Below are 18,742 nucleotides of genomic sequence, written 5' to 3'. Positions count from 1 at the left end.
AGGACTCACCGGCACACCCGCCCGCCACCTCTACCAGGACGCCTTGCGCACCCCCGGCAGATACCCGGCGTGCGCCTGCTCCCGCAACGACACCCGGGACAGCCCGAAGGCCCGGAGATAGCCGCGCGGCCGCCCGTCCACCTGGTCGCGGTTGCGCACCCGCGTGGCACTCGCGTCCCGCGGCTGCCGGCTCAGCTCCCGCCGGGCGTCGAGCCGTTCGGCATCGGTCGACGAAGGCCGGCGGATGATCTCCTTCAGCTCGGCCCGCCGGGCGGCGTACCGCGCGACGGTCTCCTGCCGCCGCTCGTTCTTCGCGATCTTGCTCTTCTTGGCCATCAGATCTTCACCCCCCGGGCGCGGATCCGGGCCACGGCCGCCTCGACGCCGATGACGTCCACGGTCTTGATCCCCCTGGCGCTCAGCCGCAGCCGCACATACCGGCCCTCGCCGGGCAGCCAGTAGCGCTTGGTCTGGATGTTCGGGTCGAAGCGGCGGGAGGTCCGCCGATGCGAGTGGGAAATGGAGTTGCCGAACCCGGGCTGGGCGCCGGTCAGCATGCAGTGGGCGGACACAGGTGACGAACCTCTCCTCGCTGGCTTCAGCTAATGGAATTCATTTTCAGTAAGGTAGCAGCATGGCACGCAACGAACTCCGCCCGGTCATCAAGCTCCGGTCCACCGCCGGCACCGGCTTCACCTATGTGACCCGAAAGAACCGCCGCAACGACCCGGACCGCATGACCCTGCGCAAGTACGACCCGGTCGCGGGCCGCCACGTCGACTTCCGAGAGGAGCGCTGATCATGCGCGACGGAATCCACCCCGCCTATGGCCCGGTCGTCTTCCGCGACCGAGCCGCGGGCCACGCCTTCCTCACCCGCTCGACGCTCGCCGCCGTGCCCACCGACAGGACGATCGAGTGGGCGGACGGCAACACCTACCCGGTCGTGGACGTGGAGATCTCGAACGTGAGCCACCCCTTCTACACCGGCACGGCCCGCGTCCTGGACACGGCCGGTCGCGTGGAGCGCTTCGAACGCCGCTACGGAAAGAAGGGCTGATGCTCTCCGTCGTGATCGTCGCCGGCCTGCACGCGGACGCCCGCAGGGCGACCGTCGCCCAGCTGCTCGCCGACGTCCCCGACAGTCTCGTGCTCCACCACGACCTCGCGACGGCCGCAGCCGGCACGGTCGTCCGCACGATCCGCGACGCCACCGGCCTCGTCAGCACCGGCGAGGCCCCCCTCGTCAACGACTGCGCCTGCTGCGCCCTGCGCGAGGACCTGGTGCCCGAACTGCTGAGGATCCAGGAGGCCGGCGGCACGCGCATGGCGGTCGTCGAACTCTGGGACTCGGTCGAGCCGAAGGCGATGGCCGAGGTGGTCACGGCCGGGGGACTGACCCTCACCGGCGTGATCACCGCGGTCGACCCGGCACTGGTCCTGCCGTACCTGGGCAACGGCGACGACCTCGCCGAACGGGGCCTCGCCGCCGCGGCGACCGACCAGCGCACGGTCGCCGACACCTTCGCCCGCCAACTGGAGTACGCCCCCGTCCTCGCCGTCACCGACTCCCCGGAGGCCGACGACGAGGACCGCGAACTCCTCGCCCAACTCCACCCGACGGCCCACCAGGTCCCCGTCACCCCCGACGACCTGACCGTTCCGCCACCGCGCACCCGCCACCCGTCCCCCCTCGCCCGCGCGGCCCTGTCCGGCTTCGACGTCGAGTCGGCCGACGCGGCCCAGCACCCCGCCTGCGCCCTGCTCCCCGCCGAGGCCGACGCGCACGGCGTCACCACCGTCGTCTGGCACCGCCGCCGCCCCTTCCACCCCGAGCGCCTCTACGCGGCCCTGGAGGACCTGACCTGCGCGGCGGCCCGCAGCCGGGGCCGCTTCTGGCTCGCCGACAAACCGGACGTCCTGCTCCACTGGGACGCCGCGGGCGGTGCCCTGTGCGTGGAGAGCGCGGGCCCCTGGCTCGCCTCCCTCCCCGACGCGGCCTGGGACATGGTCCCCCCGATCCGCCGCGCCGCGGCCGCCCTGGACTGGCACCCCGAGCACGGGGACTGCTGCCAGCACCTGGTCTTCACGTCCCCCGCCCTGGACCGCGACGGCCTGGAGCAACTCCTCGAATCGTGCCTCCTCACCGACGCCGAGTACGCGGCCGGCCGCGACGCCTGGAAACAACTCCCACCCGCCTTCGACACCCTCCTGGAGGTCTGACATGCCCCGCCACCCCACCCACAAGCCCACCAAGCCCCGCCCCAACCCCCTCGACCAGGCCGGCATCACCTACATCGACTACAAGGACACCGACCTCCTCCGCCGCTTCCTCTCCGACCGAGGCAAGATCCGCAGCCGCCGCGTCACCCGCGTGACGTCCCAACAACAACGCCACCTGGCCAGGGCCATCAAGAACGCCAGGGAAATGGCCCTCCTCCCCTACGCCTCCCGCTGACACTGCGCCTGGCGCGGTGCCGCGCTGTGTCGTCTGCGGGTGCGTTGTGGCTGGTCGCGCAGTTCCCCGCGCCCCTAGGGGGTTGCAGTGGACGCACCCTGAGCCGACCGCGGCGCGAGGGGGAATGTCGGGGGCGTCCGAGACGCACCCGCAGTCGCCCATGGCGCGAAAGGCCTGGCGGGGGCGAGACGCACCCGCAGCCGTCCACGGCGCGAAAGGGATGGCGGGGACGAGACGCACCCGCAGTCGCCCATGGCGCGAAAGGGATGGCGGGGGCGGGACGGACCCGCAGCCGTCCACGGGGCGAAAGGCCTGGCGGGGGCGGGACGCACCCGCGGTCGCCGACGGCGCGAAGGGGACGTGTCGGGGGGTGTCCGCCCGCAGCGGCGGGCGTCAACGCAGAGCACATCTCAAGGCAACCGAGCCGCCCGACCGAGGACGGACACCCCCCGGCACGGCCCCGACCCCCAACCCACCGAACCGCGCTACGCGAACCCCCACCAAACCCCAAGGGGCCGCCGCAGGCATCTCCCCAGCACCCCCGGAACCCAGACCCGCCCCCATACGTCACAGGAGTAACCACAGGAACACCCCCCGTGCACGTGCATCCGCTCATGCACGTGCACGTGAAACAGGGCTATGATCCGGAATCAGTTGACCGCCGCACCACCGGGGAGCGATCTGTGGACCACGACGTGTACAACGGCATGGCAGCCACGGATCTGAACGGCGTGGCCTGGCAGAAGAGCAGGCACAGCAACTCGCAGGGCTCCTGCGTCGAATTCGCCCGCCTGCCCGGCGGAGACGTGGCCGTACGCAACTCCCGCTTCCCGGAGGGCCCCGCGCTCGTCTATACCCGAGCCGAGATCGAGGCCATGCTCCTGGGTATCAAGGACGGCGAGTTCGACCACTTGGTCGCAGGCTGACCCACGGCTCCGCGCACCCGGCCTCACCCACCTGCACGGATCCACCGAGCAACGCGCGTAGACCCAAGCGCCGAGAGCCGCCCCGCGGGCTCATTCCCCCGACGCCCCCGCCGCGGCCCCCCGAGCCGGAAGCCGGAACAACGCCCAGACCACCTTCCCGCTGAGCGCCCCGGCCAACGGCTGCCACCCCCAGCTGTCGCTGAAGGAATCCACAAGGAACAACCCCCGCCCGGACTCCGCGGAGAAGTCGTCGGAATCGCGCGCGACAGGACTGTCATGACTGGGATCGCGAACCGCACACACCAGCCGCTCGGTCCACCGCATCAAATGCAGTCGCACAGGCGGCGGTGCCTGATCGCACTCCCGCTGCGCCCCCGCCGGCAACGCATGGCGCAAGGCATTGGTCACCAACTCGGAGACGACAAGACACACATCGTCGAACCGATCGCCCAGTTCCCACTGTTCCAGCGTCCGGCGCGTGAACTTCCGCGCCTCACGCACCGCTTCATAGCGGGCGGGCAGCGCACAGGAGGCGGCATTGGAGACAGCTGCGGGATCCAGCGGCGGAAGGCCCTGCCGTAACGGCTCGAGCATGGTCGATCCATTCGTCCCCATGCGAGGCACTCCCGGGAGTTCGCGGTCGTTGCGATGCAGCGGTTGCGCGGGACCATGGTTTCCGATGCGCAGGGCAGATGCAAGGGCAGATGCACGTGCACGTGACCGAATTGGACGCTCCCGTACCGCTTGTTGGCCATTTTTTCCGCCAACTTCAACCGCTTTCCAGGTCTCCCGCCTGTCAGTAACTCTTGTCTTCTTTCCATATCTGTAATCGGACGAGTACTGCTCGAAGTGATTTAGTGGCAGACTGCGGGCCCTGAAGACGGTTGGGGAGGCTGGCGAACGTGAGCGCGGGAGAGCCCGGATCGGTGGTGCGGCGCATGCTGCTCGGCTCGCAACTGAGGCGACTGCGGGAAGCGCGCGGGATCACGCGCGAGGCGGCGGGTTACTCCATCCGCGCCTCCGAGTCGAAGATCAGCCGGATGGAGCTGGGCCGGGTGAGCTTCAAGACGCGAGACGTCGAGGACCTGCTGACGCTCTACGGCATCACGGACGAGCAGGAGCGCGCCTCGCTCCTCTCCCTCGCCCGCGAGGCCAACGTGGCGGGCTGGTGGCACAGTTACTCCGACGTCCTGCCCAGCTGGTTCCCCACCTACGTCGGCCTGGAGGGCGCCGCCAGCCTCATCCGGGCGTACGAAGTGCAGTTCGTGCACGGCCTGTTGCAGACGCAGGCGTACGCCCGCGCGGTCGTCAAGCGCGGCATGAAGGGCGCGAGCGCGGCCGACATCGAAAAGCGCGTGGCGCTTCGCCTGGAGCGGCAGAAGTACCTGCTCGACGACAGCGGCGCCCCCGAGTTCCACATCGTCCTGGACGAGGCCGCGCTGCGCCGCCCGTACGGAGACCGCGAGGTGATGCGCGGCCAGCTCCAGCACCTGATCGAGATCTCCCAGCGCCCCAACGTACGGCTCCAGATCATGCCGTTCAGCTTCGGCGGCCACTCCGGCGAGTCCGGCGCCTTCACGATCCTCAGCTTCCCCGAGTCCGACCTCTCCGACGTCGTCTACCTGGAGCAGCTCACCAGCGCGCTCTACCTCGACAAGCACGAGGACGTCACCCAGTACGAGACGGCGCTGAAGGAGCTCCAGCAGGACAGCCCCGGGCCGGACGAGAGCCGGGATCTTCTCAGGGGACTCCTTCAACTCTCTTGAATCACAAGTACGATGACGTGTGATCAGACCGTGAAGACGATCAAGGCGTTCGTGATCGGTCGAGCGGGTGTCCGCTAGGGATTGAGGGATCACATGTCGTCCTACTTCACCGACCTGGCTCAGCAGTACATCGACGGTGAGTGGCGCCCGGGCTCAGGTTCCTGGGACATCATCGACTTCAACCCGTACGACGGCGAGAAGCTGGCGTCGATCACCATAGCCACGGTCGACGAGGTCGACGACGCCTACCAGGCCGCCGCCCGCGCGCAGAAGCAGTGGGGCGCCACCAACCCGTACGCCCGCCGTGCCGTCTTCGAGAAGGCGCTGCGCCTGATAGAGGACCGCGAGCAGGAGATCACCGAGGCGATCATCGCCGAGCTCGGCGGTACCCGGCTGAAGGCGGCCTTCGAGCTCCACCTCGCCAAGGAGTTCCTGCGCGAGGCGGTCCACCTGGCACTGCGCCCCGAGGGTAGGATCATCCCGTCCCCGACGGACGGCAAGGAGAACCGCGTCTACCGCGTCCCGGTCGGCGTCGTGGGCGTGATCAGCCCCTTCAACTTCCCCTTCCTCCTCTCGATCAAGTCGGTCGCCCCGGCCCTCGCGCTCGGCAACGGCGTGGTCCTCAAGCCGCACCAGAACACCCCGATCTGCGGCGGCACCCTGGTCGCGAAGATCTTCGAGGACGCGGGCCTCCCGGCCGGCCTGCTGAACGTCGTCGTCACGGACATCGCGGAGATCGGCGACGCCTTCATCGAGCACCCGGTCCCGAAGGTCATCTCCTTCACCGGCTCCGACAAGGTCGGCCGCCATGTCGCCACCGTCTGCGCCTCCCTCTTCAAGCGCTCGGTCCTCGAACTCGGCGGCAACAGCGCCATCGTGGTGCTCGACGACGCCGACATCGACTACGCGGTCGACGCGGCGGTCTTCAGCCGCTACGTCCACCAGGGCCAGGTCTGCATGGCCGCGAACCGGGTCCTCGTGGACCGCTCGGTGGCGGACGAGTTCACCGAGAAGTTCGTCGCCAAGGTGCGGACCCTCAAGGCGGGCGACCCGCGCGACCCCGAGACCGTCATCGGCCCGGTGATCAACTCCTCGCAGGCGGACGCCCTTTCGGCCACCGTGCAGCAGGCCATCGCCGAGGGCGCGACGGCCCTGGTGCACGGCACGACGACGGACAACCTCGTCGAGCCCTCGGTCCTCACCGGCGTCCCCGCCGGCTCCCCCCTGCTCCAGCAGGAGGTCTTCGGCCCGGTCGCCTTCCTCATCCCGTTCGACGGCGAGGAGGAGGCCGTACGCCTCGTCAACGACACCCCGTACGGCCTGAGCGGCGCCGTCCACACCGGGAACGTCGAGCGGGGCGTGAACTTCGCCAAGCAGATCGACACCGGCATGTTCCATGTGAACGACGGCACGGTCCACGACGAGCCGATCGTGCCCTTCGGCGGCGAGAAGCACTCCGGCCTCGGCCGCCTGAACGGCGAGACGATGCTGGACGCGTTCACCACGATCAAGTGGATCTCCGTGCAGCACGGCCGCAGCGGATTCCCGTTCTGAGGCTTCCTGGCCGCTGCCGCCCCGACCCCAGGTCATAACCTGGACCGCATGTCAGCGATCCGTCTCCTCGTGCTCGGCGCGGTCCGTATGCACGGCCGCGCCCACGGCTACCAGGTGCGCAACGACCTGGAGTACTGGGGTGCGCACGAGTGGTCCAACGCCAAGCCCGGCTCGATCTACCACGCGCTCAAGCAGATGGCGAAGCAGGGCCTGCTGCACGCGCACGAGATCGCGCCGTCCACGGCCGGCGGCCCCCCGCGCACGGAGTACGAACTCACGGACGCGGGGACCGAGGAGTACTTCACGCTGCTGCGCGACGCGCTGGTCACCTACGACCAGCGCGGAGACGTGAAGACGGCCGCCCTCGGCTTCATGGTCGACCTGCCGAGGGCCGAGGCTGTGACGCTGTTGAAGGAGCGGACCCGGCGGATCGAGGAGTGGCGGGCCTCCGTCGTGGCCCACTACGTGCCCGAGGACGGGCCCGGGCAGCTCGGTCACATCGGCGAGATCATGAACATGTGGGTCCACACGGCGGACTCCGAGCGGGGCTGGACCAGCGGGCTGATCGAGCGGCTCGAAGACGGCGCCTACACCTTCGCCGACGAGGGGGACCCGTTCGTCGGCGTGCTGGCCGAGGGCGAGGAGAACCCGTACGCGACGGGGGAGAGCCATCCAGGGGACGTCCTCTAATCAAGTTTGACCAATCCCGGGCGTTGCTCTACTTTGAGCTTGTAGTCAAGTTTGACTAGCGAGGGGGTCTCAGTGGCCGACGCGGCGATCACCGTCGAAAGGGCACGCAAGAAGTACGGCGGCAAAGCCGGCAAGAACGCACTGGACGGGCTCGACCTCACGGTCGCGCGCGGCACCGTGCACGGAGTGCTCGGCCCGAACGGCGCGGGCAAGACCACCCTGGTCCGCATCCTGTCCACCCTGCTGCGGCCGGACAGCGGCCGGGTCGAGGTGGCCGGACAGGACGTGGTGCGCCAGGCGTACGAGGTGCGCCTGCGGATCGGACTGCTCGGCCAGCACGCGGCCGTGGACGAGGAGTTGGGCGGTCGGCAGAACCTGGAGATGTTCGGCCGCCTCCACCACCTGGGCGCCCGCCACGCGCGCGTGCGCGCCGACGAACTGCTGGAGCGCTTCGGACTCGCCGACACCGGCCGCAAGCCGGTCGGGCGGTACAGCGGCGGCATGCGCCGGCGGCTGGACCTGGCGGCGTCCCTCATCACCGACCCGGAGGTGCTCTTCCTGGACGAACCCACCACCGGCCTCGACCCGCGCGGCCGCACCGAGGTCTGGTCCGCGGTCCGCTCCCTGGTCGGCGGCGGCACCACGGTCCTGCTCACCACCCAGTATCTGGAGGAGGCCGACCAGCTCGCCGACCGCATCTCGGTCGTCGACGCCGGCCGCGTCATCGCCGACGGCACGGCGGACCAGCTCAAGGCGCTGACCGGAGGCTCCCGCATCGACGTCGTCCTGCGCGACGCCGGACAGCTCGGCGCGGCCGTCGCCCTGCTGCCCGTACCGAAGGACGACGTCTCCGTCGACCCCGACCGGCGCCTGCTCAGCGCCCCGGTCACCGACCGGATGGCGGCGCTCTCCGGTGTCGTACGGGCCCTGGAGGCCGCAGGCATCGAGGCGGAGGACGTCGCACTGCGCCGGCCGACGCTCGACGAGGTGTTCCTGCACCTCACAGGGGACGAGCACCGAGTGAAGGAGCCCGCATGAGCATGAGCGCCCACGCCCTGACCGACTCCTGGACCATGACCCGCCGCGAACTCGCCCACTGGGCACGGCAGCCCGTGCAGGTCGTGGTCAACCTGGTCTTCCCCGTGATGCTGCTGCTGATGTTCGGCTACCTCGTCGGCGGCGGCCGGGGCGTCCAGGGCTCCTACATCGACTACCTCCTGCCCGGCATGCTCGCGCTCACCATGGCCTTCGGGCTGGAGGGCACGATGATCGCGGTCACCCAGGACCTCAACAAGGGCGTCATCGACCGCTTCCGGTCCCTGCCGATGGCCAACGGGGCGGTCCTGGTGGGCCGTTCGGCCGCCGACATGCTCCAGTCGGCGCTCGCCCTCTTCGTCCTCATGGGCGTCGGACACGCACTGGGCTGGCGTGCCGACGGCGGCCCCGGGGCCTTCCTGGGCGCCGTGGGCCTGCTCCTGCTCTTCCGCTTCGCCATGCTGTGGATCGGCATCCACCTGGCGCTGGTGGCCGGCAAGCCGGAGATGGTCCAGGCGGTGCAGATCCTGGTCTGGCCGGTCGGCTTCCTCTCCAACGCCCTCGCCCTGCCCGGCTCGATGCCCGGCTGGCTGGGCACGGTCGTCGAGTGGAACCCGATGTCCCAGACGGCGACGGCCGTACGGGACCTGTTCGGCGGCACGGACGCGGACACCGTCGGGGCGGCGATCATCTGGCCGCTGGCACTGCTCGCGGTGTTCTTCCCGCTGGCGGTACGCCGTTTCGCCCGCCTCAGCCGCTAGCCACCGCCCCGCCGCCTAGTGATGGAAGCCGGTGGCCGCCCCCCTGTCCTGGGTGAAGGGGTGCGGCTGCCGGCGCAGCTCCGGCAGGACCCGGCCCAGGTCCTCCAGGAACAGCTCGCCCAGGTCCTCCGAGAAGCCGTTGCGGCAGACGACCCGCAGCACCGACAGATCCTCCCGGTTCGGCGGGAAGGTGTACGCCGGAACCAGCCAGCCCTTCTCCCGCAGCCGCCGCGAGACGTCGAAGACGTCGTACGCCCGCACGTCCGGGGCCGTCGTGAAGGCGAACACCGGCAGCTCGTCGCCCCTGGTCAGCAGCCGGAAGTCGCCCAGCTTCGCCACGGCGTCCGCGACCCTGCGCGCCACGTCCCGCGAGGCCTGCTGCACCGCCCGGTACCCCTCCCTGCCCAGCCGCAGGAACGAGTAGTACTGCGCCACGACCTGGGCGCCCGGCCGGGAGAAGTTCAGCGCGAAGGTCGGCATGTCGCCGCCCAGGTAGTTGACGCGGAAGACGAGCTCCTCCGGCAGCGCCGCCCCGTCCCGCCACAGCGCCCAGCCGACCCCCGGGTAGACCAGCCCGTACTTGTGCCCCGAGGTGTTGATCGAGGCGACCCTCGGCAGCCGGAAGTCCCACACCAGGTCCTCGTCGAGGAAGGGCGCCACCATGGCCCCTGACGCGCCGTCGACATGCACCGGGACGTCCAGCCCCGTGCGCTCCTGGAGGGCGTCCAGAGCGGCGCACAGGTCCGCGATCGGCTCGTACGAACCGTCGAAGGTCGAGCCCAGGATCCCGACGACCCCGATGGTGTTCTCGTCGCACAGCTCGGCCGCCGCCCCCGGATCGAGATGGAACCGCTCGCCCTCCATCGGGACCAGGCGGGGCTCGACCTCCCAGAAGTTGCAGAACTTCTCCCAGCAGACCTGGACGTTGACCCCCATCACCAGGTTCGGGCGGGCGCCTGGGTAGCGGTCGGCGTTGCGCGTGGCCCAGCGCCGCTTCAGCGCCATCCCGGCGAGCATGCACGCCTCGCTCGACCCGGTCGTCGAACAGCCCACGGCCGCCGCCGGGTCCGGCGCGTTCCACAGGTCGGCGAGCATCGCCACACAGCGCCGTTCCAGCTCGGCGGTGCGCGGGTACTCGTCCTTGTCGATCATGTTCTTGTCCCGGCACTCCGCCATCAGCACCCCGGCCTGCGGCTCCATCCAGGTGGTGACGAAGGTGGCCAGATTGAGCCGGGAGTTGCCGTCCAGCATCAGCTCGTCGTGCACCAGCTGGTACGCCGTCGACGGTGACAGGGGCGCGTCGGGCAGCCGATGCGTGGGCGGGGCCTCGGTCATGCCGCTGACCGGGTTCGTCTCGCCGTAGAAGGGGTTGACGGCGAGCCTGCGTCCGCCGCCCTTGTCGTCCGGTGCTTCGCTGTTCCCAGGATGCAGTGGCATGCATACGACGGTAGGTCCGGGCCGCCGGGCTTGCACCTCACGCGACGTGAGGACCCACCGTGGAGTGCGGAACACAGAAGGGAGCGGAAGTGAGCTACTCCGTGGGACAGGTCGCCGGTTTCGCCGCGGTGACGGTGCGCACCCTGCACCACTACGACGACATCGGCCTGCTCGTACCCAGCGAGCGCAGCCACGCGGGCCACCGGCGCTACAGCGACGCCGACCTCGACCGGCTGCAGCAGATCCTGTTCTACCGCGAGCTCGGCTTCCCGCTCGAGGAGGTCGCCGCCCTGCTCGACGACCCGGACGCGGACCCGCGCGCACACCTGCGCCGCCAGCACGAACTGCTGACCGCCCGGATCGACAGGCTCCAGAAGATGGCGGCGGCCGTGGAGCACGCCTTGGAGGCACGCAAGATGGGGATCAATCTGACGCCGGAGGAGAAGTTCGAGGTGTTCGGCGACTTCGACCCGGACCAGTACGAGGACGAGGTGCGGGAGCGCTGGGGCGACACCGACGCCTACCGGCAGTCGCAGCGGCGCACCGCGTCCTTCACCAAGGAGGACTGGAAGCGCGCCAACGACGAGATGGGCGCGATCCACCAGCGCATGGCCGACCTGATGGCCGCCGGCACACCGGCCGACTCCGAGCCCGCCATGGACACGGCGGAGGAACACCGCCGCTTCATCGCCGGCACCTACTACGACTGCTCGCACGAGATGCACACCTCGCTGGGCGACATGTACGTCGCCGACCCGCGGTTCACCGCGACGTACGACAGGATCCGCCCCGGTCTCGCCGAGTACCTGCGTGACGCGATCCTGGCGAACGCCGTCCGCCACACCCCGTGATCCCCGGCCCGGGACCCCGTACGGGTCACTCCCGGGCCAGGACCACCGCAGTCCCGTAGGCACACACCTCGGTGCCCACGTCGGCCGCCTGGGTCACGTCGAAGCGGAAGGCCAGCACACCGTTCGCGCCACGCGCGCGTGCCTGCTCCACGAGGCGGTCCATGGCCTGGTTGCGGGTCTCCACGAGGGTCTTGGTCAGCCCCTTGATCTCACCGCCGACCAGCGACTTCAGCCCGGCGCCGAGCTGGCTGCCGACGTGCCGGGAGCGCACGGTCAGCCCGAAGACCTCGCCGACGACCTCGGTCACGCGGTGGCCGGGGACGTCGTTCGTGGTCACGACCAGAACGTCGGATCGCGGTCCCTGACCGCCGCCGAACTCTTCGATGCCCATGAACCACAGCTTTGTCCCAGCCGGGGCACAGTGCATCCTGAGGGGGTCCATGGAACCTGGGCGGCCGGTGCAGCGTTGATAATTGAGCAGCCAGCTTCAACCCCCCGCCCCCTCCCCGCAGGAGCCACGATCCCGTGACCACGCTTGCGCTCGGCCCCGAGTGGCTCAGCCCGGACTATCTGATCGAGACGTTCAGCCTCCCTGGCATCCTGCTGATCGTCTTCGCCGAGTCCGGCCTCTTCGCCTTCCTGCCCGGGGACTCCCTGCTGTTCACGGCGGGTCTGTTCGTGGCCGAGGGGAACTACATCAGCCAGCCGCTGTGGCTGGTGTGCACCCTGATCGTGCTGGCCGCCGTCATCGGCGACCAGGTGGGCTACATGATCGGCAAGTTCTTGGGCCCCAAGCTCTTCAACCGCCCGAACTCCAAGCTCTTCAAACAGGAGAACCTGGACAAGGCGCACGAGTTCATGGAGAAGTACGGCCCGAAGGCCATCGTCCTCGCCCGCTTCGTGCCGATCGTGCGCACCTTCGCCCCCATCGTGGCGGGCGCCGGCCGCATGAGGTACGCCACGTTCCTCACGTACAACGTCATCGGCGGCATCGCCTGGGGCACCGGCGTCACCCTCGCGGGCTACTGGCTCGGCCAGATCGAGTTCATCAACAAGAACGTCGAGGCGATCCTCGTCCTGATCGTCTTCGTCTCCTTGGTCCCGATCATCATCGAGTACCTCCGCGAGCGCGCCAAGAAGAAGCGCACCGCGACCGAGACCCCGGCGGCCCCGACCCCGGCCCACCAGCAGCACCCGATGATGGACGACGCCACGACCCAGCTCCGCGCCATCCCGTCCGACGACCGGCCCCAGCCCCAGCAGCAGTACGGCCACCAGGGCCAGCAGTACGGAGACCAGGGCCAGCAGCAGTACGGCTACGACCAGCAGTACTACGACCAGCAGCCCCAGCAGCAGCCGTACGCCCAGCAGTATCCGCAGGGCTACGGCCAGCAGCAGTACGGCAACCAGCAGTACCCGCCCAACCAGGGTTACTGAAACGCCCTCAAGGGGCGCGGGGAACTGCGCGACAAGCCACGAACCACCTGCGGCCACCGTCCATCCAGCAGGACCGAGCCAGTAGGCACCCGGCGTCAGAAACCTCGCGTCCTCTTGGCGGCCCGCCGCTTCTCCGGCGACCCGATCCGCAGGAACATCCGCGAGATCTCCGCCCCGAGGTTCACCCCGATGGCGATGGCCATGGCCAACGAAGCCGCCGTGGCCAACGACACCAACCCCTTGTTCACGTCGTTCTGCGCGATCGCCAGCAGCCCGAAATACGTCGCCGACCCCGGCAGCAGCGGCCCGATCGCCGCGGTTGTGTACGGCAACGCCGAAGCGAACCGGTACCGGGCCATCAGCTGCCCGAACAACCCCACCAGCCCCGCCGCGACGGCCGTCGAGGCGACCGGCGAGAACTCACCGGCGTAGTGCATCGCGCCGTACACCACCCACGCGACACCCCCGTTGAGGGTCACCGCGGTCACGGTGGATCGATCCTGCTGGAGCAGTACCGCGAAGGTCAGCGACAGCAGCATCGACGCGGCGATCTGCCAGTACGGCCGGTCGGAGGCCCCCAGCGCCTCGTCCGGGGTGAGCTTGGCACCGAGGTTGACGCCGAAGTACAGGATCACCAGCACGCCGACGACGATGCCGACGAAGAAGTACATGACCTCCAGCAGCCGCGCCGAGGCGGTGATGTAGAACCCGGTCAGTCCGTCCTGCACACCCGCCACCAGCGCCCGCCCGGGCAGCAGCGCGAACAGCCCACCGGTGATCACCGCGGACGCCTTCACGTCGACGTGCGCCAGCGTCAGCGCGACCCCGATCGCGGCCGGCGGCATCGCGGCCACCGTGAACTGGTAGAACTCCGGCAGCCCCCGCCCCGCGCACAGCCACGCCAGCCGGTCGCCGAGCATCGCGCCCAGCGCGGCCGCGACGAACACGATCAGATCACCGCCGACCAGCACCGAGGCCGCGCCCGCGAGCAGCCCGCTCGCCGAGGTCAGCACCCAGGTCGGGTACGGGTGCCGGTTGCGTCGGATCTCCGCGAGCCGCCCGTAGGCCTCCTCCAGGGAGATGTGGCTCTCCGGGTCGCTGAGGTCGTCGACGAGCTGGTACACGGCGGCCAGCCGCGTGTAGTCGGTGCCGCGCCGCCGCACCGTGCGGGACGCCGAGACCGGGTCGTCCACCAGCGACGGCTGGTACGAGATCGACAGCAGCGTGAAGGTGACGTTCGGCTCGCAGCGGTCCAGGCCGTAGGACCGGCAGACCGCGAACATCGCCGCCTCGACGTCCTCCGCGCCCTCGCCGCCCGCCAGCAGCAGCTCGCCGATACGCAGGGTCAGGTCTAGCACGCGCGGGACGGCCGGACCCTCCTCCTCCGCCCTGGGCATCCGCTCCGGCGCGGGCCGCTCGGCCACCGGCATCCGCAGCATGGTGCGCATCCGGTCCTGCCAGGGCAGGTCCTTGGTCAGGCTGACCCGCGGTATGCCACCGGCGGGCGTGAAAGCCGGCGAGGCGTCCTCGACGCTGTAGCCGCTCGGCCTGCTGAACGCCGACCCCTCGGGCTCCTGGACCGGCGGCTGAGGCACGCCCAGGCCCTGGGGGAGGGCGAACTCGGACGTGGTCTCCGACTCGCTGTCCCTCACCTCCACACCGGCGGGCGGGGTGAAAGCCATCCTCGCCTCGTCCGACTGCGGCTTGCGGTCCTCCGCGTCCGTCACGTGCGCAGCACTCCCTGTACGACACCTCCTGCCGCACTCAGTATGCGCACACACACGCGAACAGGCTGCACGCGCACGCGTGCAGCCTGTTCACATGGCGAGGAGCCGACGGTGGCTCAGTCGGAGGGCTCAGTGGCCGCCCTGCTCCTTGAAGCGCTTGTAGGACCGCTCGATCTCGATCTCGGCGTCCTGGCGGCCCACCCAGTTGGCGCCCTCGACGGACTTGCCGGGCTCCAGGTCCTTGTAGACCTCGAAGAAGTGCTGGATCTCCAGGCGGTCGAACTCGGAGACGTGGTGGATGTCACGCAGGTGCTCCACCCGCGGGTCCGTCGCCGGGACGCACAGCAGCTTGTCGTCGCCGCCGGCCTCGTCCGTCATCCGGAACATGCCGATCGCGCGGCACTTGATGAGGCAGCCCGGGAAGGTCGGCTCATCCAGGATGACCAGCGCGTCCAGCGGGTCGCCGTCCTCGCCGAGGGTGTTCTCGACGAAGCCGTAGTCGGTCGGGTAGGCGGTCGAGGTGAAGAGTCGACGGTCCAGGCGGATCCGACCGGTCTCGTGGTCCACCTCGTACTTGTTCCGCGAACCCTTCGGGATCTCGATCGTGACGTCGAACTCCACCGGTGGCTCCTCCATGATCAACACATAGTTCTGGTGGTTAAGTGTCCCTCACGCAGGTGTGTGATCGCGAAAGGGGCTGGTGGTCGTGCCAGAGCTGAGGCCGTGGCGAGCCGCGAAACCGCATGTGACGCGGGTCGCGGGCGCCGTACGACCCCGTCTGGCACGGGCCGCGGAGGCCGTACGGCCACGTCTCGCACGCGCCGCGACGGCCGCGAAGCCGCGGGTCGCACGGCTCGCGCGAGCCGTCTCCCCACAGGCCGCGCGGATGACGAGGCCGAAGACCTGGCAGTACACCGCGGGCGCCGCCACCGCCGGGCTGGCGCTGGCCGCCGCAGTGGTGACCGCCGCCGGCCCCTGGGACTCCACCGGTCAGCGTACGGCCGAGCGGGACCGGGCGGCCGTCCAAGAGCGCACGGGTGGCGCAGATCACGGCCGTAATTCCGATACGTCCGATACGGCCGCCGGCACGCCCCGTCCCGCGCCCAGCGCGGCCTCCGTCCTGCCCGGTCTGGGCGGCGGTGTCGGCACCGCGCACGGCGCCCCGAGCGCCAAGGCCCTCGCCGGCCTCCTGGGCCCGCTCCTGGACGACCCGGAGCTCGGTGCCCGCAGGACGGCGGCGGTCGTCGACGTGGCGACCGGCAAGCAGCTCTACGGCGAGGCCGCCGACCAGCCCCTCACCCCCGCCTCCACGACGAAGATCGCCACCGCCGTGGCCGTCCTCACCGCGCTCGGCCCCGACCACCGCCTCACCACCCGCGCGGTCCTGGAACCCGACACCAGGGAACTCGTCCTGGTCGGCGGCGGCGACCCCACGCTGACGGCCCGCAAGGACGCCGACGGCTGGGCCGGCCTGCGCGACCTCGCCGACCGCACGGCCAAGGCCCTGAAGAAGCGGGACGTACGCGAGGTCACCCTCTCGTACGACAAGACGCTCTACGCCGGCCCCGAACTGCACCCCATCGGCGTCAACGGCAACCTCGCCCCGGTCAGCGCCCTCATGGTCGACGAGGCCCGCACGAACGACTCCACCAGCGGGCCGGCGAAGCGGGTGGAGGACCCGGCCCAGGACGCGGCGGCCCAGTTCGCGGAGCTCCTCGCGGACCGCGGGGTCAAGACGACGGCGCCGGGTCCGTCGAAGGCCACGAACCGGGCCGAGCCGCTGGCCGAGGTCACCTCACCGCCGATGTCCGCCCTGGTCGAGCGGATGCTCACCAACAGCGACAACGACATCGCCGAGCACCTCGCCCGCCAGACCGCCGTGGCGAGCGGCGCGCGCGCCGACTTCGACGGCGCGGGCAAGGCGATCGGGGACCGGCTGCGGAAGCTCGGACTGCCCGTGGCGGGCGCCGACTTCAAGGACGGCAGCGGCCTCGACCGCGACGACAGACTCACCGCCGACCTCCTCACCGCCCTCCTGGCCAAGGCCGCCGACCCCGCCCACCCCGAACTCCGCCCCGTCCTGACCGGCCTCCCCGTGGCCGGCTTCACCGGCACCCTCACCACCCGCTACACCGACGGCGCGGCCGGCCTCGTCCGAGCGAAGACCGGCACCCTGAACGGCGTGAACACCCTGGCCGGCACCGTCGTCGACCAGGACGGCCACCTCCTCGCCTTCGCCTTCCTCTCCACCGGCGCCAACACGGAAGCGGCCCGAGCGACCCTCGACAGAACGGCGACAGCCCTGGCGTCCTGCGGCTGCGCCTAACACCCGCGCCACCACCCGCCTGTCCGCGCGTTCACCCCCCCGTCCGGCGTCCGCGCCGCCCGTCCCGCCACCTGCCAGCACCTGCCTGCCGTCCGTCCGCCGCCCGAGCGTCCGCCCCGGCCTGCCGCCGTCCCTATGGCGCCTGCCTGTCCGCCATCCGCAGGCCCGCCCACCGCCTGCTGCCACCGTGGGCAGTCGTTCCGCAGGACGGAACGGGTGGGCACGGCCTGCAGCGCCGGTGGTGGCTCGAACAGGCCCCTGGCCCCTGCCGACCCGAGCGCGCACCAGCCGTGGCGCCGGTGGTGGCTCGAACGGGCCCCTGGCCCCTGCCGACCCGAGCGCGCACCAGCCGTGGCGCCGGTCGCCGCCCGAGCGGCCCCCGGCCTCCGCCGACCCGATCGCGGCGCTCACAACGCCGATCGAGTCACCCCCACCGACCCACACGGCGCCCTGCAACGCCGACCGACGCCCGAACAGCCCCGGCCCCCGCCGACCAACACCCCGAGCCCCGTCAAACACCCCGTGGCCCCACCAACCCCCACGGCCTGCCCCAAGTGGTAACGCTCACGTACGGTTGACACATGACGAGCATCGGTGGTGCCGAGATGGTCGACTGGAATCTCGCGGTGGCGACCGCGACCCGGCTCGTGCGGCCGGGCCCCGAGGTGAGCCGCGACGAGGCCCGGGCCGTCGTCGCCGAGCTGCGCCGACATGCCAAGGCCTCGGAGGAACACGTCCGGGGCTTCACTCGTATGGGCACGGAGGACACCCACGACACCCCCGTCCTCGTCGTCGACCGCCCCGGCTGGGTCCGGGCGAACGTCGCCGGGTTCCGGCAGATCCTCAAGCCGCTGCTCGAGAAGATGCAGGAGCGCCGCAGCACCAGCACCGGCGGCGCGGTCCTCGGCGCCGTCGGCGGCAAGGTCACCGGCGTCGAACTCGGCATGCTGCTGTCCTTCCTGGCCTCCCGCGTCCTCGGCCAGTACGAGACCTTCGCCCCCGCCACCCGCGAACTCCCGGCGGGCGAGAACGGCGGCGGCCGACTCCTGCTCGTCGCCCCGAACATCGTGCACGTCGAACGCGAACTCGATGTACAGCCCCACGACTTCCGCCTCTGGGTGTGCCTCCACGAGGAGACGCACCGCACGCAGTTCAGCGCCGTTCCGTGGCTGCGGGACCACCTGGAGGGCGAAATCCAGTCTTTCTTGGGGGAGACCGACGTCGACCCCATGACCGTCCTCGAACGAATCCGCGAGGCCGCGCAGTCCCTCTCGGGCGGCCGCCCCGAGGCCGAGGAGGACGACGGCGGACGTTCTTTCGTCGAACTGGTGCAGACCCCGGCCCAGCGGGAGATCCTCGGCCGCCTCACCGCCGTGATGTCCCTCCTGGAGGGTCACGCCGACTTCGTGATGGACGGCGTCGGCCCCCAGGTCGTCCCGACCGTCGCCGAGATCCGCGAGAAGTTCCAGCAGCGACGCGCCAAGGGCGCCTCCCGACTGGACATGGCCCTGCGCAAACTGCTCGGCCTCGACGCCAAACTCCGGCAGTACCGCGACGGCGAACGCTTCGTACGCGCCGTCCACGACCAGGTCGGCATGGACGGCTTCAACCGCGTGTGGACCTCCCCCAACACCCTCCCGACCAAGGCGGAGATCGCCAAACCCGCGGACTGGATCGCGCGGGTGCACCGCAAGGCGGAGTCGTGAATCACGCGCCGAGGCGTGCATCTCATACGAACGTCGTGAACCGAATCCGGCCGACGGCAGGCGAACGCC

The 18,742-nt window shown here is 70.5% G+C and carries 21 protein-coding genes; 14 read left to right on the top strand and 7 right to left on the bottom strand.

The window, feature by feature from the left end; genetic code table 11:
• Nucleotides 1-30 precede the first annotated feature (30 nt).
• Nucleotides 31-336 (bottom strand): 30S ribosomal protein S14, encoded by a 306-nt coding sequence (gene rpsN, locus ACFZBP_RS06370; protein ID WP_391410524.1) that lies wholly within the window; start codon nucleotides 334-336, stop codon nucleotides 31-33.
• Nucleotides 336-572, bottom strand: a complete 237-nt coding sequence (rpmB, locus tag ACFZBP_RS06365) for a 50S ribosomal protein L28 (protein ID WP_391410522.1) — start codon at nucleotides 570-572, stop codon at nucleotides 336-338. Before rpmB ends, rpsN begins: the two co-directional genes overlap by 1 nt.
• 62 nt (nucleotides 573-634) lie before the next feature.
• On the opposite strand from rpmB, the gene rpmG reads away from it, so the two are divergent.
• The 5 genes from rpmG to ACFZBP_RS06340 all read left to right on the top strand — a co-directional run bounded on the left by rpmG (nucleotide 635) and on the right by ACFZBP_RS06340 (nucleotide 3,383).
• Nucleotides 635-799, top strand: coding sequence for a 50S ribosomal protein L33 (gene rpmG / locus ACFZBP_RS06360; RefSeq protein WP_015658813.1), 165 nt, complete (start codon nucleotides 635-637; stop codon nucleotides 797-799).
• A 2-nt stretch (nucleotides 800-801) separates the two neighbouring features.
• On the top strand, nucleotides 802-1,059 hold the full coding sequence (locus tag ACFZBP_RS06355) for a type B 50S ribosomal protein L31 (protein WP_391410520.1): 258 nt from the start codon (nucleotides 802-804) through the stop codon (nucleotides 1,057-1,059).
• Nucleotides 1,059-2,222, top strand: a complete 1,164-nt coding sequence (locus ACFZBP_RS06350) for a CobW family GTP-binding protein (protein ID WP_383449500.1) — start codon at nucleotides 1,059-1,061, stop codon at nucleotides 2,220-2,222. The genes ACFZBP_RS06355 and ACFZBP_RS06350 overlap by 1 nt, the downstream gene beginning before the upstream one ends.
• Nucleotide 2,223: 1 nt before the next feature.
• Entirely contained in the window at nucleotides 2,224-2,457 is a 234-nt protein-coding gene (gene rpsR / locus ACFZBP_RS06345; protein WP_383449501.1) for a 30S ribosomal protein S18, read from the top strand.
• Between the two features lie 707 nt (nucleotides 2,458-3,164).
• Nucleotides 3,165-3,383 (top strand): DUF397 domain-containing protein, encoded by a 219-nt coding sequence (locus ACFZBP_RS06340; protein WP_383449549.1) that lies wholly within the window; start codon nucleotides 3,165-3,167, stop codon nucleotides 3,381-3,383.
• Between the two features lie 90 nt (nucleotides 3,384-3,473).
• Here the strand turns inward: ACFZBP_RS06340 and ACFZBP_RS06335 are convergent, their stop codons facing one another.
• A complete protein-coding gene (locus ACFZBP_RS06335) occupies nucleotides 3,474-3,998 on the bottom strand; it encodes an ATP-binding protein (protein WP_391410516.1) in 525 nt (174 codons plus the stop codon).
• A gap of 323 nt (nucleotides 3,999-4,321) precedes the next feature.
• Here ACFZBP_RS06335 and ACFZBP_RS06330 point away from each other — a divergent pair, with 323 nt between their 5' ends.
• The 5 genes from ACFZBP_RS06330 (at nucleotide 4,322) to ACFZBP_RS06310 (ending at nucleotide 9,189) form a co-directional block, all read left to right on the top strand.
• Complete coding sequence (locus tag ACFZBP_RS06330) at nucleotides 4,322-5,149, top strand: Scr1 family TA system antitoxin-like transcriptional regulator (protein WP_391411578.1); 828 nt, start codon at nucleotides 4,322-4,324, stop codon at nucleotides 5,147-5,149.
• Nucleotides 5,150-5,242: 93 nt separating this feature from the next.
• The gene (locus ACFZBP_RS06325; protein WP_391410514.1) at nucleotides 5,243-6,703 is read left to right on the top strand and encodes an aldehyde dehydrogenase family protein; all 1,461 of its coding nucleotides are present in this window, start codon (nucleotides 5,243-5,245) and stop codon (nucleotides 6,701-6,703) included.
• 48 nt (nucleotides 6,704-6,751) lie between these two features.
• Complete coding sequence (locus ACFZBP_RS06320) at nucleotides 6,752-7,393, top strand: helix-turn-helix transcriptional regulator (RefSeq protein ID WP_391410512.1); 642 nt, start codon at nucleotides 6,752-6,754, stop codon at nucleotides 7,391-7,393.
• A 72-nt stretch (nucleotides 7,394-7,465) separates the two neighbouring features.
• Nucleotides 7,466-8,431 (top strand): ATP-binding cassette domain-containing protein, encoded by a 966-nt coding sequence (locus ACFZBP_RS06315; protein ID WP_383449505.1) that lies wholly within the window; start codon nucleotides 7,466-7,468, stop codon nucleotides 8,429-8,431.
• 2 nt (nucleotides 8,432-8,433) lie between these two features.
• Nucleotides 8,434-9,189, top strand: a complete 756-nt coding sequence (locus ACFZBP_RS06310) for an ABC transporter permease (protein WP_391411576.1) — start codon at nucleotides 8,434-8,436, stop codon at nucleotides 9,187-9,189.
• Between the two features lie 15 nt (nucleotides 9,190-9,204).
• Here the strand turns inward: ACFZBP_RS06310 and ACFZBP_RS06305 are convergent, their stop codons facing one another.
• Nucleotides 9,205-10,626 carry a glutamate decarboxylase gene (locus ACFZBP_RS06305; RefSeq protein WP_391410509.1) on the bottom strand — a complete coding sequence of 474 codons (1,422 nt, stop codon included), beginning with the start codon at nucleotides 10,624-10,626 and terminating at the stop codon, nucleotides 9,205-9,207.
• Nucleotides 10,627-10,715: 89 nt separating this feature from the next.
• Here ACFZBP_RS06305 and ACFZBP_RS06300 point away from each other — a divergent pair, with 89 nt between their 5' ends.
• Nucleotides 10,716-11,477, top strand: coding sequence for a TipAS antibiotic-recognition domain-containing protein (locus tag ACFZBP_RS06300; protein ID WP_391410507.1), 762 nt, complete (start codon nucleotides 10,716-10,718; stop codon nucleotides 11,475-11,477).
• A gap of 25 nt (nucleotides 11,478-11,502) precedes the next feature.
• Here the strand turns inward: ACFZBP_RS06300 and ACFZBP_RS06295 are convergent, their stop codons facing one another.
• Complete coding sequence (locus ACFZBP_RS06295) at nucleotides 11,503-11,868, bottom strand: heavy metal-binding domain-containing protein (protein WP_391410506.1); 366 nt, start codon at nucleotides 11,866-11,868, stop codon at nucleotides 11,503-11,505.
• 134 nt (nucleotides 11,869-12,002) lie between these two features.
• Here ACFZBP_RS06295 and ACFZBP_RS06290 point away from each other — a divergent pair, with 134 nt between their 5' ends.
• The gene (locus ACFZBP_RS06290; protein WP_391410504.1) at nucleotides 12,003-12,914 is read left to right on the top strand and encodes a VTT domain-containing protein; all 912 of its coding nucleotides are present in this window, start codon (nucleotides 12,003-12,005) and stop codon (nucleotides 12,912-12,914) included.
• A gap of 95 nt (nucleotides 12,915-13,009) precedes the next feature.
• Here ACFZBP_RS06290 and ACFZBP_RS06285 read toward each other — a convergent pair whose 3' ends face one another.
• Both ACFZBP_RS06285 and ACFZBP_RS06280 read right to left on the bottom strand, forming a co-directional pair.
• On the bottom strand, nucleotides 13,010-14,641 hold the full coding sequence (locus ACFZBP_RS06285) for a threonine/serine exporter family protein (protein WP_391410502.1): 1,632 nt from the start codon (nucleotides 14,639-14,641) through the stop codon (nucleotides 13,010-13,012).
• A gap of 129 nt (nucleotides 14,642-14,770) precedes the next feature.
• Entirely contained in the window at nucleotides 14,771-15,262 is a 492-nt protein-coding gene (locus tag ACFZBP_RS06280) for an inorganic diphosphatase (protein WP_217207198.1), read from the bottom strand.
• 79 nt (nucleotides 15,263-15,341) lie between these two features.
• Here ACFZBP_RS06280 and dacB point away from each other — a divergent pair, with 79 nt between their 5' ends.
• Both dacB and ACFZBP_RS06270 read left to right on the top strand, forming a co-directional pair.
• On the top strand, nucleotides 15,342-16,967 hold the full coding sequence (gene dacB / locus ACFZBP_RS06275; protein WP_391410500.1) for a D-alanyl-D-alanine carboxypeptidase/D-alanyl-D-alanine-endopeptidase: 1,626 nt from the start codon (nucleotides 15,342-15,344) through the stop codon (nucleotides 16,965-16,967).
• A 581-nt stretch (nucleotides 16,968-17,548) separates the two neighbouring features.
• Nucleotides 17,549-18,673 carry a zinc-dependent metalloprotease gene (locus ACFZBP_RS06270; RefSeq protein ID WP_062723365.1) on the top strand — a complete coding sequence of 375 codons (1,125 nt, stop codon included), beginning with the start codon at nucleotides 17,549-17,551 and terminating at the stop codon, nucleotides 18,671-18,673.
• Nucleotides 18,674-18,742: the final 69 nt, after the last annotated feature.

It is taken from the genome of Streptomyces sp. NPDC008086 (assembly GCF_042957325.1).
Taxonomy (GTDB): Bacteria; Actinomycetota; Actinomycetes; order Streptomycetales; family Streptomycetaceae; genus Streptomyces.
The sequence above is the reverse complement of the archived record's forward strand: the minus strand, read 5'-3'. Positions and strand labels throughout refer to the sequence as shown.

What these genes read in the sequence shown, in the direction of transcription:
- ACFZBP_RS06295 (WP_391410506.1), bottom strand. Translation starts at nt 11,868, where the DNA reads ATGGGCATCGAAGAGTTCGGCGGCGGTCAGGGACCGCGATCCGACGTT.
- ACFZBP_RS06310 (WP_391411576.1), top strand. Translation starts at nt 8,434, where the DNA reads ATGAGCGCCCACGCCCTGACCGACTCCTGGACCATGACCCGCCGCGAA.
- ACFZBP_RS06305 (WP_391410509.1), bottom strand. Translation starts at nt 10,626, where the DNA reads ATGCCACTGCATCCTGGGAACAGCGAAGCACCGGACGACAAGGGCGGC.
- ACFZBP_RS06335 (WP_391410516.1), bottom strand. Translation starts at nt 3,998, where the DNA reads ATGGGGACGAATGGATCGACCATGCTCGAGCCGTTACGGCAGGGCCTT.
- ACFZBP_RS06350 (WP_383449500.1), top strand. Translation starts at nt 1,059, where the DNA reads ATGCTCTCCGTCGTGATCGTCGCCGGCCTGCACGCGGACGCCCGCAGG.
- rpsN (WP_391410524.1), bottom strand. Translation starts at nt 336, where the DNA reads ATGGCCAAGAAGAGCAAGATCGCGAAGAACGAGCGGCGGCAGGAGACC.
- ACFZBP_RS06320 (WP_391410512.1), top strand. Translation starts at nt 6,752, where the DNA reads ATGTCAGCGATCCGTCTCCTCGTGCTCGGCGCGGTCCGTATGCACGGC.
- ACFZBP_RS06330 (WP_391411578.1), top strand. Translation starts at nt 4,322, where the DNA reads ATGCTGCTCGGCTCGCAACTGAGGCGACTGCGGGAAGCGCGCGGGATC.
- ACFZBP_RS06270 (WP_062723365.1), top strand. Translation starts at nt 17,549, where the DNA reads ATGACGAGCATCGGTGGTGCCGAGATGGTCGACTGGAATCTCGCGGTG.
- ACFZBP_RS06355 (WP_391410520.1), top strand. Translation starts at nt 802, where the DNA reads ATGCGCGACGGAATCCACCCCGCCTATGGCCCGGTCGTCTTCCGCGAC.
- rpsR (WP_383449501.1), top strand. Translation starts at nt 2,224, where the DNA reads ATGCCCCGCCACCCCACCCACAAGCCCACCAAGCCCCGCCCCAACCCC.
- ACFZBP_RS06340 (WP_383449549.1), top strand. Translation starts at nt 3,165, where the DNA reads ATGGCAGCCACGGATCTGAACGGCGTGGCCTGGCAGAAGAGCAGGCAC.
- ACFZBP_RS06325 (WP_391410514.1), top strand. Translation starts at nt 5,243, where the DNA reads ATGTCGTCCTACTTCACCGACCTGGCTCAGCAGTACATCGACGGTGAG.
- rpmG (WP_015658813.1), top strand. Translation starts at nt 635, where the DNA reads ATGGCACGCAACGAACTCCGCCCGGTCATCAAGCTCCGGTCCACCGCC.